The following is a 15754-nucleotide window of genomic DNA, read 5'->3' as shown; positions in this document are numbered from 1 at the left end:
GACGCTCGTTCGTGAAATTCACGGGACGCAAGACCAAGCACGCACAAAGGAGTAACCCCGTGGACGTAACCGACGTCGAAGAAGAAGACACGATCCGTCGGTTGTGTCGCGAGGTCTCCGACGAGCTCGAAGCGCTCACCGAACGCGCGGTACAACAGATTCGCAGCGAACTCCCGGCCTACTCCGCGGTACCAGTGGCCGAGCAAGGCAACTACATCCGCAAACAGTTGTCCGCAATGCTGTGTGCCGTCGCCGAGAACGAAACGATCACCACAGAAGACACCGACCGAAACCGCGAACTCGGGCGCCGTCGCGCGATGCAAGGGCTCCCCCTCTCCGATGTCATCGAGACCTATCACATTGCATCTCGTGAGCTCTGGGACACGATGGTCCAGCGGTCCACGAAACCAACACACGAGCTGCTGCAAGCAGGCGGCAAACTCTGGGACCTCGTTCACGCCGCGACGAGCGCAGTCGCAGTCGGACACTCCGAGGCAACGCGCAGCGAGCAGGCCATCCGCGCCGGCGTTCGATACCGATTCTTCGAAACACTGCACAGTGCAACGGATATGGAACTGAGCAACGCCCGAGAGCTGGCACAAACCCTCGGATTCGATACACAGAAATCGTTCCAAGCACTGTCGGCCGTCGAGGAGGAATGGTCAGAAGCACAAGTGGAAAACCTGCAACGAACCCTGGATTCCGTGCATGCTGTCGCGCATTGCAGTCGACATGGCTCCCGAGTAATCGTGATGTGTCAGGGCGAACCAACCGAAGTCATCCACGCAATCATGCGAGATCATCCACGAACTTCACTAGGTATCGGGATGCCCCGGGTCGGGCTCGTCGGCGCAGCTCAAAGCATCAAAGACGCCGAGCGCACATTGCAGTTGGCGACAGCGCCGGGCACGACGGTCAGTTTTGCCGACGAATGGCTCATCGCCACTCTTGCCACCCACCAGGACGAGCTGCTGCCGCTTCTACAGGCTGGGGCGTCCGTGGCCGAACAGCACTCACATCTGATGGATGCCGTCCGCGCCTTCGCCCGAAGCGGGTTCTCCGTCAGCGCTGCCGCCCGTGACATCCACCTACATGCGAACTCTGTCACGTATCGACTCGACCGCTGGCAGCATCTGACCGGATGGGATGCGCGAACCCTCGACGGCCTGATGAAATCTATCGTGAGCCTCGAACTGTTTCATCGCCGAACGCTCGACCACCATCTGACACCGAACACGCGCCGCGTGTCCTCGGCACGCTGAACCGCGCCCGTGCTTGTCACTCCGACTCGCCGTCGAGACATTGCCCAAGCCAGGCACCCATATCCGACGCAGCGCGGCGGGCAACAGGCGTTGGATGGTTTGTAAATCCATGCGGGACATCAGGATAGAGACGCAAGTCGACGTCGTTTCCGGCCGCCGACAGTCGCGCCACCATGGCAAGGTTCTCTGCCAGGACCACGTCTTCTGATCCAACGACAACGAGGGTCGGCGGCAGGCCGCTGAGGTCGCCGAATGTCGGAGAAATATCCGGGAGAGTGCGATCATCGACATAGCCGACGTAGGCTTCGATGAAGTATTCGTCGCTGATGGTGCGGCCCGCGGGAGTCTGGGCACTGACGTCGTACGTGCCCGCTTCCAGCACCGCACCCGAAAATGCCTTGGCCAGACCTCGATCACGAAGGCGCAGCAACGTCGTCGTCACCAAGGTTGCTCCCGCCGACATGCCACCGATGGCGAGCCTGGTCGTCCCGAACCGTTCGGCAGCGACATCAAGCAGCCACAAGGCGACTGCCTCACAATCGTCCGGCGCTGCCGGCCAAGGGAATTCCGGTGCAAGCCGGTAATCGACGGTAACCACTACCACCCCGACCTCGTCGGCAAGTCTCATGCTTCGGGCGTCAGCGCTGGCCGCTGAACTCATGTAGAAACCCCCACCCGGAAGATACAGATAGACCCCGTTGACATCGCCGTCTTTCGGAGTGACTACGCGCACCGAAACGGATCGGCCCTCGATGTCGAGTGTGTGTTCAACAGCCCGGCTCGCCGTGGGATCAACCACCCTGGATGCTCGCACCACAAGCAGTTCTTGCAGGGAACTCGGACCGACACCGGCAGGCCGCGACGCATAGAACGCTCGCGTACTCGCCAAATCGTCACGAGGCATTTGTTCGATCAGATCAGTCAATGCAAGCTTCACCAGGGCTCCCTCGGGTCGAGACTTGTCGACAATGATGACACCTCCAGCAGGAGCACGTGTCCGACGTGTTCTCGGCAACGCGGGGCCGTGACAGGTATGAGCAAACCGCGCCGGAAACGGGTCTTCTCACGCTAGCCTCGACTCGGAATTGGACGTTTGTCTAGAAAGGTCGATGGATGCGTGCGCTGTTGCTTGCCACCCTCGCAATCCTGGTCCTCCAGATTGCAACTCCGGCGGCGAACGCTGCACCACCGGATCCGGGCTGGACTCTCCCCCAACTGACCGTCGCAGATCGAACGATCAAGGACGTCGACGGACGAACGGTGTTGCTCCGCGGCGCGAACGCCAACGGTCTCAATGACTACGCAACCAACGGCACCGGTCTACCCACCGTTACGCCGCTGGGAAGAACGGACTTCGCGCAGATGGCAGCGCTGGGCTTCAACGTCGTCCGGCTCAACGTCGCGTGGTCCCTCCTGGAACCGACCCGCGGTGCATTCGACACTGCGTACGTCGACCGCGTTCGAGTAGCGGTCGAGGATGCAAAAGACCACGGCATCTACACCGTTCTCGACATGCATCAGGATGCATGGGGCCCGTACGTCGGCACTCCGAGCGACCAGTCGTGCCCGTCATTCATGCGGCCGGGAGTCGGCTGGGACGGCGCACCCGAGTGGGCAACCCTGACCGGCGGATGGACAACCTGCAACATCGGTGGACTCAGGGAAGCCGCACCCGCGATCGCCCATGCCTTCCAGGCGTTCTACGACGACGAGCAAGGAATCCAGAGTCGCCTCGTCGCGACGTGGGCGCGGTTGGCTGCCGAGTTCAAAGACGAACCAGCTGTAGCCGGATACGACCTGTTGAACGAACCGAACCCCGGCCTGCGCGATCCATTCACGGCAGCTGATCAGATCGGGCAGTTCTACAAGCGGGCCACCGACGCCATCAGACAGGCCGAAGCAGGAGGATTTCCACACCTCGTGTTCTTCGAGCCCAGCGCGATCTGGTCGGCTTTCGGCCTCGACGCGCTGCCTCCACGCCATTACCTGACCGATCCCCTGGTGGTCTTCTCGCCCCATCTCTACAGCGAATCGATAACGGTCAGTAGCGAATTTCCCGGAATCGAAGACGGATTCAAGATCGCCGACCTCGCTGCCGCCTGGTACGACGCACCGTTGTGGACAGGTGAATGGGGTTGGTTCGGCGACGCCGGCGAGCAGAGAGCAGACGTCGACCGCTTCGTCGATGCCACCGACAGGTACCGGATGGGCGGCGCGTGGTGGTCGTGGACACAAGCGTGCGGTGACCCCCACCCGGTTCGCGACGGCAATACCCACCAGCCGCAGGGAAATCTGAATCGCATCGACTGCCCGTCCGGTGAATCACTCGGGCTCGTAGAGGGATTCGCCGCGCCACTCTCGCGAGCGTATCCGCGGGCAGCGCCCGGCACGCTGACGGAGGTATCGCGTGACGGGTTTGACGGGAGCGGCACCGGACGGGTCGAGGCCTGGTACCCCGGCACCGACCGGCCACAGCTCGAGACCACGAATCTCTCCGACGTCCGACTGTCCCCGATCGAGGGCGGATGGCAACTGATCGGTCACGCCGACGGCGACTACGCGGTCAAGCGCGCCTGATCGAACGATCATCCGGGAATCGCGCGTTCACACCACGCGAAAGAGCGGGTATCAGAAGATTCCGCCAATTCCCTTGCCGATCAAAACAACTCCGACGACCAAGATCAACACACTCATCACCGTGGTGTTGTTGTCCTGGAGCCAGACTTTGAGATTGGCCAACGGCTTTCGCAGGCGATCAGCAGCCACCAAGTATCCGATGACCGGGATCGCGACAGTTGAACTGGCGATGACCGTGAAGACGAGAATCGAGGTGATCGCTCCGCTGGTCGCCAACGACGCCGAGCCGATCGACACTCCGGCCGCGATGCACATGAGCAGGTTCTTCGGGTTGATCGCGGCGAGCGCGAATCCAAGGCCCAATCCCTTGACCGCGGTCATCTCGTCGACGGCTTGCATCCACTTCGGTGTTTCGTGCTCGCCGCTGCGCCCCCGCCACTGCTTGACCCCGACGGCCAACAGGAGGACACCGAGAGCTAGTTTGATCCACGAAACCGTGGCGGACGGTCCGTCGTCTGACGTGCTGACGGCACTGGACAAGATGACGAAAAAAACTGTAGCGATGAAGATTCCGAGTAACCAGCCCACCGCGAACCCGGCGCTGGTGCTACCCGCTCGCTTGGAGAGCAACATCAAGATGGTGGCGATGACGGCCACCGGCGACACGGCGACACCGACGGCCAACGGGAGAAGTTCTCCGACAACGGAACCCATGTCAAAACTCATTTCTGATTGCGGCAAGCAGGATAGGCGGTAGGCGAGAAAAGCCGCCCCTGTCCGCCACGACGGACAACAGAGCACAGCTGATACCGCTGCGCGACAATGCTGACACTGCGAGCGCCTGCGTAGTTGATGCCTCATTCGAAAGGGATGAGTGCCTGAACCGCAGGCCCCGATTCCCCACCGAAGATCGCGAAAAGACTTGGTCAACGGTGTGTCGGCTGCGCTCGCAGCAGAGCGCAGCCGACATTATCGAGGAGGATCACCAGACACAATCTCGAGTAGTGACCTCACGCGTAAAGACGGGTTACTTCGCGCAGCCACTGCCCTCGAACGCGAGCTTGGACGTATATTGCCCGTCCGGCAGATACTCTCCCATCACTGCCTTCTCGTCACCGGGCGTCTTGGTGTCGTGTGCAGCGTGGCTGAAGTCCTTGGCCGGCAGCATGTTCCGCATGATCAAGAGGGAATCGTCGGGGTGCCCTGCGCCGTCACCGGCCGGCGAGAGCGAAAGCCATGACACCCCACATTCCTTCGTAGCGTTTGCGGGTCGGTCTTCAGGGAGCGACGCGACAATCGTGTAGCGACCATCCGCATCAGTGGCCATCTGCTCGTCGAACAGACACGTCGCTACCTTCGTCGTTGCCAGCGATTCATTGCTGCACATCGACCAGAACCGCATGTCGACTGCGCTGTCGAGATTCTTTGCGCCGCCTGTCGTCTTCGGAGTCCTCGGCAACTCTCCCCGAAGTACTAGAACTTCGCCGAACCCACGGTTGACTTCGGCGGTGACGTAGCTGTTGTCGATGTTGGAGTACTGCCCGCCCACCCGCTGGGGTGTGCCATCGCATTTGCCGAGATAGGTACAGCCGAGCGTGAACTCGGCGCTGTAGTACGCCCGCCAGACTGGTGTCTGCTCGGAAGGGAATGTCGCAGGCTTGCCCGGTTGGTCACGCAATGCCTTGTACGTGTCCAGCGGCAGCGAAGCCGGCTTCAAGATTCCGTTGTCCGCACCGACCGCTGAACACAGATCCTGCCCGCGCAACACCTGACCACCGGAAAGGTGCAGCTCTGGCTCCGGCAGTCCAACGCCGCCGGTGAGATCACGCCCGTTGTCCGGCAGGTAGATGCGATAAAGCAGGCTTATCCGGTCCTGACCTGGCACACCGGCATACAAGGTGTTGGGTTTCGGCTCAGCAGGCGAGGCCTCGTTGAGGACGGAAGCCGTGTACGACCTGGCACTTTCGTTCGATCGATCGGCACCGGGAAGATAGGTGTTGCGCGAACCTGCGTCGGGAGCTGTCGAAATGTCATTGAGGACGGCGGTCGGCATCGCGGTTGCCGCGTTGTACGAGTTCAACGACTGATAGCGCGCATGCGCATACTGCCCTCGGATAACCAACTCGGCGTTCTCGGGGATTGTGAACTGCGCAGCCCAGTAAATCGCCGCAGTGTCAGGAAAGGCGTAGTTGAGCTGTGGGTCCGCGCGCTCGGGATTGATCGGCACGGACCAGAAGCAGGTCGACACCGGATGCTCGACGTCCGGTCCGCCGGATCCGAAATCGACAGAACCAGATTCGGATCCGCTAGCCGAACCGGTTCCTGATCCGGATCCGCTCGACGAACCGAAATCGACAGATCCGACCGCCGGCGCGGCAACCGCGGACCCAGCCCCGGCAAATACAGTGATCGCGCTCAGCGCCACCGCAGCTACGAGTGTTCTTGATGAATGCATCGCGCTCCTTGTTAGATAGCTGACAAACAGTGATAGAACGATCTAGAGCGACTACTCCCGGTCCAACGACGAGAGACCGTCACGAGGTCCGCACTCCGCACTACTACTTGGTGGGTTGAAAGTCGTTCGTCAGAGCACCGCGAATCGCGTCGGTGTCCGACTGAGACCAGTTGTCGGGGTGCAGGATCCGCGCCCACATGTCCGCCGCCTCGGCACCGTAGTTGTGCCCGTGACCTGGCGGAACGTCCGCCGAGAAGACCATGTCGAGTGTCACCTGCCAGAATGTCACGAACGGTATCCACGTCATTCCCGGATCGACATCACGGCCGAGAGGCTCGGCAAGCCAGTCCGGCTTGTTCAGAAGCAGGTCGAAAGACCACCAGACGATTGGGTCGCTGGCGTGCTGCCAGTCCACGACGCGCGAGTCGTTCCACGGCGCATCCAGTTCGAGATCCTCCGGATAGGCAGCGAAACGAATCGACTGCCCGTCGTCGATCACCGGCACGGCTTCCCGTGAGCCGGAGTCACGACTGCTGGTGATCTCCTGCCATTGAGCGGTGAAGTTCGGAGTCCCCGACCACAACGCCCCATCCACCCGCGTCGCCATGTCCTGTGCTCCCGCGAACGCGGCCTGTCCCCCGTACGATCCGAGGCTCTCGCCGAAAACGACAAGCTTGGGGCGCTTGTCGAGCGGCAGATCGATCCACTTCGCATAGACAGAGTTGAACAGCGCCCGGCCTGCGGCCATCGGGGTTTCGCGATCGGCGATGAATGCCAAAGGGCTGGGAAGGAACGAGTACTGCATCGCCGCGATGGCGGTATCGCCGCCCTGGACGTATTCGAAAGCGGACGCCACGTCGTCGTTCACCCAGCCGCGGCCGGTGGTGGTCACTACTGCCAGGACGGCACGGTCGAAGCCGCCGGTGCGCTCGAGTTCGTTGACGACCCGCTGCGCGACACCGTCGACGGAATCCGACGACTCACGGCCGGCGTACACGCGGATGGGTTGCTTCGCGTCCCGGCCGGTCAGCGCGGAAATCTGCACCGCAGACGGCCCGCTACCCATGAAAGTGCGACCCTCCTTGCCCAGCGAATCCCATGCCTCGGCAGACATGGGTGAACCACTGCGTTCGGCGATCAGAGGCTGGTCGATACCATCGGGCGTGTCGTTGTCCGCGCCGGAGAAACTCCAGTTCGCAAAAGCGATGAGCCCGTTGTAGAGGGCACCGTTGACGACGAAGATCGCCAACGCGAAGACGACGACCAAGCTCGCGACTTTCGCTGCTTCCTTGGGAACAAACCGCAGAGCAACGGCAGCGAGCCCTCTGGTGAGATGCCGCAGACCGCGACCCGCCTCCAACAAGATCAACCACACCACCAGCGAAATCAGCAGCACCAGAAGATAGTTCGCCCGGTTCACGCGAGGCGCCTCGACCAGATCACGGACGATCTGCTGCCACCATGAACCCAAGATCAGAAAAAGAGGCACCAATATCACTGCCAGTACGGCGAGTACGGCCCAACCGATCCGCTTGGTCCGGTCCGACCATGTCGGTTCGACTCCGCATTTGCGGATCATCCACGCCACGCTCACACCGATGCCGTACCCGGTGGCGACGGAAATACCGGTTGCCACGCCCTGCAGGTACCACGCGCGCGGTAAGAGGGACGGGCTCATCGAGAGGACGAAAAACACCAGACCGAACGACAACCCGACCGAGTGCAGTGTCTTGCCGTAGCGCCGCACACCTTCCCACACACGTTTCATGCCCGAATCGTAAGTGCGCCAGAAAGATGAAATGCGCCTCTCATCCCTTTCGAATGAGGCGCGAACTACGTCGGTGGAAAGTGTTCGCTATTCCGCGTCATGCACCGAAAAGCTTCGGCCCAACGGCAATCACGGGCGAACACCGGTGGTGCGTTGACAGATTTCACACACGCGATTCCGCGTACACTGTGTGGGGTCAATCCACTCTGCACGTACAAATTCGGCGCGATTCTCATGGCGGCAAAACGAGGAAACCTACCGATCGAACTGAGCAGTTTCGTCGGTCGTCGGTCCGAGGCCAAAGAAGTCCGACGCCTGCTGTCGGACTACCGGCTTGTGACCCTTACGGGCCTGGGTGGGGTCGGCAAAACCCGCTTGGCGCTCCGTGCCGCCGATGATTCCTCCCGTGCGTTCCCCGGGGGCGTCTGGTTCGTCGACTTCAGCGAACTGCGGGAGCCGGCACTTCTCGATCAGACGATTCTTGCCGCACTCGGAGTACAAGACCGATCTACGCGGTCACCGCGATCGGTACTGATCGGCCGTCTCGTCGACGAACGTGTCCTGCTTGTTCTGGACAATTGCGAACACCTCATCGGCTGGGTTGCCGACACCGCCGCCGAACTTCTCCGGTGCTGTGCCCGATTGGCACTTCTGGCGACCAGCCGAGAACCGCTCGACATTCCCGGCGAGATGGTATTACGGGTACCGCCTCTGCGATTTCCCAACGAGGCGCCGTCGCCAACCGACACCCGCGATGGTGATGCGATGATGCTGTTCGAGCAGCGGGCACGTTCCTCCGTGACGGACTTCCGCATCACCAGCGAGAACAGCGCGGCTGTGGAGAAGATCGTCCGCCGGTTGGAAGGACTACCGCTGCCGATCGAGTTGGCGGCTGCCCGACTGAGGGCGATGTCGGTCGATCAGATCCTGCAAAAACTCGACGACCGCTTCCAACTGCTGACGCGGGGCAGCCGGAACGCTCCAGCGCGTCAACAGACGCTTGCACAGAGTATCGACTGGAGCTTCGATCTGTGTACGCCGCCGGAGAAGTCGTTGTGGGCGAACTCGAGCGTATTTGCGGGTAGCTTCGATCTCGGGTCCGTCGAAGGAATTCTCGCCGACGAAGCACAGAACGACGACTTGGGCGATCTCGTGATGTCCCTTGTCGACAAGTCGATCCTCATCCGTGAACAAAACGGCTCGTACGTCCGCTACCGCCTACTCGAGACTCTTCGCGACTACGGGCGTGAACTGGTGTCAGTCGACGAGTGGGTCTCGCTGCAGCGCAGGCACAGTGAGTGGTTCAGGCAACTCGTCTTCCGCGCCGGAGTCGACTGGACGGGGCCGCACCAAATCGACTGGATGACGCGGATCGACCGCGACTTACCCAACGTGCGCACCGCGTTGGAATTCGGTCTGACCGAACCCGACTCGGTCGAAGCCACATTGCGTACCGCAAGTGCTCTGCATGATTACTGGCTTGCACGTGGTCGATTCAACGAAGGTCGCTACTGGTTGGGTCGCGCCCTGGCCGAGGTGCCCGAACTGACCGAGGGCACTCTCGGTGACGCGGTAGTCGAGGCCGCCGCGACAGGCGCACTGCTGGCAGCCCTCCAACGAGATATCGCTTCGGCGACAAGCATTGCCGAAGAGGCTCGGCGACAGGCCGAGATGCAGCGGAACGACGACGGATGCATACTGGCGCGGTACACGCTCGGATTCGTCGCGGTCGCCGACGGCGATCTCGTGCGCGGCGCCGAGTACCTGGAGCAGGCTGTCGCAGCATTCCGGGCAAACGACGACATCGCCCGTCTGGTACCCGCGCTCTACTGGTTCGCCTTCGTCGTCGACGCACTCGGCGAAACCGACCGGGCTGCAAGTATTTACGAGGAGGAGTTGGCCCTCACCGAATCGCGCGGCGAAATCTTGTGGCGGTCGATGACGATGTCGGACTACGGATCCGCCCTGTGGCGTCATGGCAACCACGCTCGCGGTATCGAGCTACTCGAAGATTCTCTCCGATTGCTGCGAGGGCTGGGTAACCAGTTCGGATGTGCATGGTGCCTCGAGGAAATCGCGTGGACGCTTGTCGACCGGGACGCAAAGCTGGCAGCCACACTGATGGGAGCTGCCAACACGCTGTTCACCGCCACGGGCAGCCCGATGGACACCTTCAGGAGCATGGTCCCGTACCACGAAAACAGCGTGACCGAGGCTCGTAACCGGCTCGGAGACAGGGTGTTTCAAACAGCATTCGATCATGGACGAGCTCTGACTCTCGACGACGCAGCGGCCCGCGCGCTGAGAGAGCAACCGCCCGGTGGATCACCGAAATCGGCGGCCGACGAAGTGCTGACTCCGCGGGAGCAGCAGGTGGCCGAACTCGTCGCACAGGGCCTGACAAACCGAGCAATCGCGGACAAGCTGGTCATTTCTCAGCGCACTGTCGACGGCCACGTCGATCACATACTGAACAAACTGGGGTACGGCTCGCGCACCAGGATTGCGGCCTGGGTGCTCCAGCGCACAAACGACTTCCGCAACCCTTCGACCTCGTGACGGTCGGTGTCTTCGATCGATCGCGGCGCGGCGGGTAACCCGGCCGAATCCTGTCGCAAGAATCCGACCGTCGAAAGTTTTCTCAGCCTTCGTGATCAGCGAGAGTCCAGTGTCCCGCACCGCGCAGTTCGAGTTGTCGATTGTGAAAAACGTCGAGAGTGCTGCGATGCCCGACGCTGACAATGATGCTGTCGGGCAGTTCACGGCGAAGGATGTCGTAGAGCGTGTACTCGAGGCCTTCGTCGATTCCGGATGTCGCCTCGTCGAGAAATGCGGTTCGCGGTCGGATCAGGAGGACTCGGGCGAACGCCAACCGTTGTTGTTCGCCCGGCGACAGAATTCGAGTCCAATCAGCCGGCTCGTCGAGCCGACCGATCAAATGTGCGAGATGCACCTCGGCGAGCGCGTCGTGGAGCCTGCGGTCGTCGAAGTTCGAGCGCCCGGTGTTCGGCTGACCTGAGGGCAACTGGTCCGGATATACCAAACCCGCGCGCAGAGAACCCAATGGTAGGTATGGCCGTTGTGAGAGGAACAGGACGTCTCCGACCGGGGTGGTCACGGAACCGTTTGTGTACGGCCACAACTGCGCGATGCTGCGGAGCAGCGTGGTTTTGCCGCTACCCGACGGACCCTTCACCAGCAGTGCATCGCCGGGCCCCAGTGACATGTCGAGTTCGGAGATCAACGCCTCACCAACCGGCGTGCGCACGTCGAGTCCCCGAACAACCAAATGACTGCCAGCGGAGAACGCGTCGAGCACGGGAAGTGCGCGGGCACGACGATTGGCATCGGCGAGCCCGGTCAAACGGATCAGTGTGGCCCGGAAACTTGCAAAATCGGCATAGGACTCTCGAAAGAACGACAACGAATTGTGCACCTGGCCGAATGCTTGAGCAGTTTGCATCACGTCGCCGAAAGTGATCTGCCCGCTGAACAATCGAGATCCCTGGACCAGAAACGGAAACACCACCGCTGTCTGATCCACTGCCAGATTGAAGCCACTGAACTTGAGCGTCCGGAAGACGATCGCCCACATATTGCGGATCACTGCAGCAAAACGTAGTCCGAGCGTGCGTCGTTCGACGTTCTCTCCGCGATAGAAGGCGATGCTTTCGCCGTACTCCCGTAGTCGAACCAACGCGTACCGGAAGGTGGCGCCGAGTTTCTCGTTCAAGAAGTTCAGCATGATCAAAGGCCGGCCGATCCAGAATGCGAGTGCCGTGGTCACCAACACGTAGATGTAGACGAGAAAGATCATCGCTCGCGGAATCTCGGCACCGAAAACAGTCAACGGCCCGGACAGATCCCACAGGATCTTGGTTAAGCTGACGATCGAGACCATTGCGGCGACGGCGCCCATGGACAACGTGCGGGACGACGTCGCGAATGCGGTGATGTCTGCCTGAATACGTTGGTCCGGATTGTCGACGGGGTTCTCCAGGAAGTTTCCGCGATAGTAGGCGCGGCCGTCGAGCCAATCGTCGGTCAATGTGTCATTGAGCCAACTGCGCCAATTGATATCGAGTGTTTGGCCCACCAGGTAGACGACGAGTGAGCTAGCGACGTGGACTGCGGCCAATATCGCGAACACTCGCAGGTAGTGCCAGAAAGCGGTTTCGTCGAGGTTCTGAATGGCGTCGTAGAAATCCTTGTACCAGTACGAGAACAACACCGTCACGCGGACACCGAATATCGTGAGCAGCAGCAGTAACGCGAGAATCGACAGCGGAATGACGGTGCGCCGGGGATCGAAGTAGGGCCAAGCCATTCGCCGAAACTGGTTGCCCCAGACGGTATACCGAGCAAGCAGCAGCGCGGTGACGACGAGAACCACTACCGTGATCGCATATGCCTCTGCCAACCACAGTGCGCTGTCCGTTACCGCGCTACCCCAATTCACCGTAGCCTCCGTCCTGGAGGGGAACTGACGATCACATATCGGTCGACAGCATTCGGTTCGCGATCCGCAATCCCGAGTCTTCCGCGGCATCCAATGCACGTGATTGCTCTGCCGTTATCCTGTCGCACACCCAATCCCAGTGCATCGTCACCACAGCGCCGGGGACGGGCATCGCCGCAAGCGCGTTGCCCTCGACCCTCCACCGCACTCTCTGCGTTGCCGGTCGGCCGCGTGCGAGTTGCTCACCGTCGAACTCGAGCGGGGACGAAACCACCAATGCATGCTCCTCGCCGACGTCCTCGACCACTCCCCATCTGATCCGGCAGTTCTGGAGGACGGACAGTGGGACCGCACCGTGCTTCCGAAGAAGCTTGACCCACGGATACACCAGAAATACGTGAAAACTGTGGTGCGCGAGCGCGCGGTCCCGACCCCCGAGGACGGGGAGGAACCCGGTGTTCTCGCGTTCACCGAATGCCCCCCTCAAGTGCTGTAACAACTTCCCCGAATCGAGAGAGTCGAGGAGATCACCTCCCACCCAATAGGCTTCGATCACTCGCGAATCCAGGGGGTCGTCGATGCCCGCTCCTACAGCCAATGCCTCGAGGTACGGCCACGCACCGTCGAATTGACGAGCGTGATCACGGTCGCCGCTGCCCGAGTTGCCGCTGGCCAGACGAAGCAGCACTGAAGGATCGTCGGGTCCGCAGTAACCCAACTCGTTCGGCGGATACGCGTAGCGGGCAAACAACGCCGGCCCGTTCATACCGACGGCAGTCATCAGCAGATCCGAGGAAGTTGTTCACCTGCCGGCAAATCCACTACCCGATTGCCTCCCAATGCCGTACGCGCCACCACCATTGTGCGATGTTCGGCCACGCACTCCCCGATCACGGCGGCTCCCATACTCAGTGGATTGCCGTGCATCGCTTCCAGAACCAGGGCGGCATCTTCGCGTGGAACGAAAGCGATCAACTTGCCCTCGTTTGCGACGTACAACGGATCCAAGCCGAGTAGCCCACAGGCGTCGCGCACGTCAGCGGGAATCGGCAGATCTCGCTCCACCAGCGCAACCCCGATGTTCGACGCCTGAGCGATCTCGTTGAGGGTCGCGGCGACTCCGCCCCGCGTAGGGTCGCGCAGGACGTGGATGTCGACACCGGTGGCAATCATGTCGGCCACCACGCCGTTCAGGGCCGCACAATCACTGCGCACTTCGGTCCCGAATTCCAGACCTTCGCGACAACTCATCACGGCCACGCCGTGAACGCCGATGTCGCCGCTGACGATCACGACGTCACCCACTTGTGCGCGAGTGGGGCTGATGTCCACCCCGTCTGCGACAATCCCGATTCCTGCGGTGTTGATGAAGACTCCGTCGCCGTGACCGGCATCGACGACCTTGGTATCACCTGTCACCAGCCGAACGCCGGCAACGTGCGCGGCCTCACCGAGCGCCTTCGCGATTCCCGCGATGTCGGTCAGTGCCGTCCCTTCTTCCAGGATGAATGCCGTCGACATCACCAATGGCTGCGCTCCAGTCATCGCCAGGTCGTTCACCGTTCCGTTGACAGCGAGATCGCCGATAGTTCCGCCGGGAAACACCATGGGTTTGACGACATACGAGTCGGTCGAGAACGCGAGCCGCACCCCGCCGACGTCGAATACGGCCGAGTCACCGAGTTCTGCATCGGCAGCGCTTCCGAACGAGGGCAGGAACAGGTGCTCGATGAGCTCGGCGGACATCGCTCCTCCACCACCGTGCCCCATGACGATGTTCGGCGAATCACGCAGCGGCAGTGGGCAGACCCACGCCGACAAGTCCACGACAGCGGTCTCCTCAGCCGGCATGACCCGCCTCCTGAAGTTCCAGGCGCCGGTACAGGTAGTACGCGGCGCACGCCCCCTCGGACGACACCATCGTGGCACCGAGCGGATTCCGCGGAGTGCATTCCTTCCCGAAGGCACTGCACTCGTGTGGCTTGATCAAACCTTGCAACACTTCTCCGGAACGGCAGACGCTCGACTCGTCAGTGTGGATATCGGTCACCGAAAAACGCTCTTCGGCATCAAAATACGCATACTTCGGTGCCAGCTGCCAACCGCTGTCCGGGATCGATCCGATGCCGCGCCACGTCCGGTCCGACACGGCGAACACATCCTCGAGCATCGCTTTCGCTGCGGTGTTGCCCTGCGCGGTGACGGCACGGGCGTAGGCATTTTCGACCTCGTATCGACCCGATTCCAACTGCAGCACCGTCTTTCGGATGCCCTCCAGCAGATCCAGCGGCTCGAATCCGGTGACGACGATCGGGACCTTGTACTTCTCGGCCAGCGCCGGGTACTCCGACGTTCCCATCACACTGCACACATGCCCGGCCGCCAGAAATGCCTGCACGCGGCACTCTGGCGAATCCATGATCGCGGCCATCGCCGGCGGGACCAGAACGTGCGAAACGAGTAGCGAGAAGTTCTCGATACCCAGGCGATTGGCCTGATAGACGGTCATGGCGTTGGCCGGCGCGGTGGTCTCGAATCCGATCCCGAAGAACACCACTTGCCGGCCCGGATTCTCCTTGGCAATAGTCAGTGCATCCAACGGTGAGTACACCACCCGCACGTCACCGCCGGCGCTCTTGATGCGGAACAGATCCGACGAACTCCCCGGAACTCGCAACATGTCCCCGAAGGAGCAGAAAATGACATCGGGTCTTGCCGCGATTTCGAGAGCTTTGTCGATGATCTCGAGCGGGGTGACACAGACCGGGCATCCGGGTCCGTGGATCATCTCGATCTGTTGGGGAAGTAATTGATCGATGCCGTGTCTGATGATCGAATGTGTCTGACCACCACACACTTCCATGATCGCCCATCGCCGTGTGGCCAGCGCACGGATCTGATCCAGCAGTTTGCCGGCCAGTTCCGGATCGGAGAACTCGTCCAGATATTTCATGATTCCGTCTCCTTCGGTTCGATCCCCGCGGCCCGGGCAGCCCTTTCGAACCCGTCACCGAATTCCTCTTCCAGTACGCCGAGGTGCTCGAATTCCGCCAGCGTGCTGCGAGCGGATTCCTCGTCGAGTCGCTGGATGGCAAATCCGACGTGCACCACGACGTACTCGCCGACTTGGGCGCCCGGAATGTACTCGAGGCACACTTCTTTTCGGACGCCACCGAAGTTCACCACCGACATCGTCGTTCCGTCGCGTTCCTCCAGGGACTCGATACGTCCCG

At 61.4% G+C, this 15754-nt stretch carries 12 protein-coding genes; 3 read left to right on the top strand and 9 right to left on the bottom strand.

The genetic code is table 11. The annotated features are described in order from the left end of the window. Positions 1-59 precede the first annotated feature (59 nt). Complete coding sequence (locus A2J01_RS11815) at positions 60-1262, top strand: PucR family transcriptional regulator (RefSeq protein WP_064112758.1); 1203 nt, start codon at positions 60-62, stop codon at positions 1260-1262. Positions 1263-1278: 16 nt separating this feature from the next. On the opposite strand, the gene A2J01_RS11810 is transcribed toward A2J01_RS11815, so the two are convergent. Beyond that, the gene (locus A2J01_RS11810; RefSeq protein ID WP_064112755.1) at positions 1279-2199 is read right to left on the bottom strand and encodes an alpha/beta hydrolase; all 921 of its coding nucleotides are present in this window, start codon (positions 2197-2199) and stop codon (positions 1279-1281) included. A gap of 176 nt (positions 2200-2375) precedes the next feature. Here A2J01_RS11810 and A2J01_RS11805 point away from each other — a divergent pair, with 176 nt between their 5' ends. Next, positions 2376-3839 (top strand): glycoside hydrolase family 5 protein, encoded by a 1464-nt coding sequence (locus A2J01_RS11805; protein WP_064112754.1) that lies wholly within the window; start codon positions 2376-2378, stop codon positions 3837-3839. 51 nt (positions 3840-3890) lie between these two features. Here A2J01_RS11805 and A2J01_RS11800 read toward each other — a convergent pair whose 3' ends face one another. From A2J01_RS11800 to A2J01_RS11790, 3 genes are all read right to left on the bottom strand, one after another. After that, positions 3891-4553 carry a GAP family protein gene (locus A2J01_RS11800; RefSeq protein WP_042450708.1) on the bottom strand — a complete coding sequence of 221 codons (663 nt, stop codon included), beginning with the start codon at positions 4551-4553 and terminating at the stop codon, positions 3891-3893. A 313-nt stretch (positions 4554-4866) separates the two neighbouring features. Continuing rightward, complete coding sequence (locus A2J01_RS11795) at positions 4867-6294, bottom strand: hypothetical protein (protein WP_054827139.1); 1428 nt, start codon at positions 6292-6294, stop codon at positions 4867-4869. 103 nt (positions 6295-6397) lie between these two features. Next, positions 6398-8062: an alpha/beta hydrolase gene (locus A2J01_RS11790; RefSeq protein WP_064112753.1), complete on the bottom strand. Its 1665-nt coding sequence runs from the start codon at positions 8060-8062 to the stop codon at positions 6398-6400. Positions 8063-8215: 153 nt separating this feature from the next. Here A2J01_RS11790 and A2J01_RS11785 point away from each other — a divergent pair, with 153 nt between their 5' ends. Further along, positions 8216-10621 carry an ATP-binding protein gene (locus A2J01_RS11785; protein WP_082900846.1) on the top strand — a complete coding sequence of 802 codons (2406 nt, stop codon included), beginning with the start codon at positions 8216-8218 and terminating at the stop codon, positions 10619-10621. 82 nt (positions 10622-10703) lie between these two features. On the opposite strand, the gene A2J01_RS11780 is transcribed toward A2J01_RS11785, so the two are convergent. The 5 genes from A2J01_RS11780 to A2J01_RS11760 form a co-directional block, all read right to left on the bottom strand. Next, entirely contained in the window at positions 10704-12521 is a 1818-nt protein-coding gene (locus A2J01_RS11780; protein ID WP_064112752.1) for an ABC transporter ATP-binding protein/permease, read from the bottom strand. A gap of 31 nt (positions 12522-12552) precedes the next feature. After that, the gene (locus tag A2J01_RS11775) at positions 12553-13302 is read right to left on the bottom strand and encodes a DUF6390 family protein (RefSeq protein ID WP_064112751.1); all 750 of its coding nucleotides are present in this window, start codon (positions 13300-13302) and stop codon (positions 12553-12555) included. Further along, on the bottom strand, positions 13302-14372 hold the full coding sequence (hypE, locus tag A2J01_RS11770; protein ID WP_064112750.1) for a hydrogenase expression/formation protein HypE: 1071 nt from the start codon (positions 14370-14372) through the stop codon (positions 13302-13304). Before hypE ends, A2J01_RS11775 begins: the two co-directional genes overlap by 1 nt. Next, the gene (gene hypD / locus A2J01_RS11765; RefSeq protein ID WP_007735088.1) at positions 14362-15474 is read right to left on the bottom strand and encodes a hydrogenase formation protein HypD; all 1113 of its coding nucleotides are present in this window, start codon (positions 15472-15474) and stop codon (positions 14362-14364) included. Before hypD ends, hypE begins: the two co-directional genes overlap by 11 nt. Continuing rightward, positions 15471-15754 (bottom strand): HypC/HybG/HupF family hydrogenase formation chaperone (locus A2J01_RS11760; protein WP_156519248.1); only part of this gene is annotated, 284 nt, incomplete at its 5' end. The genes A2J01_RS11760 and hypD, both read right to left, overlap by 4 nt.

Origin of the sequence: Rhodococcus sp. EPR-134 (assembly GCF_001647205.1) — a bacterium.
GTDB lineage: Bacteria > Actinomycetota > Actinomycetes > Mycobacteriales > Mycobacteriaceae > Rhodococcus_F > Rhodococcus_F qingshengii.
The sequence above is the reverse complement of the archived record's forward strand: the minus strand, read 5'-3'. Positions and strand labels throughout refer to the sequence as shown.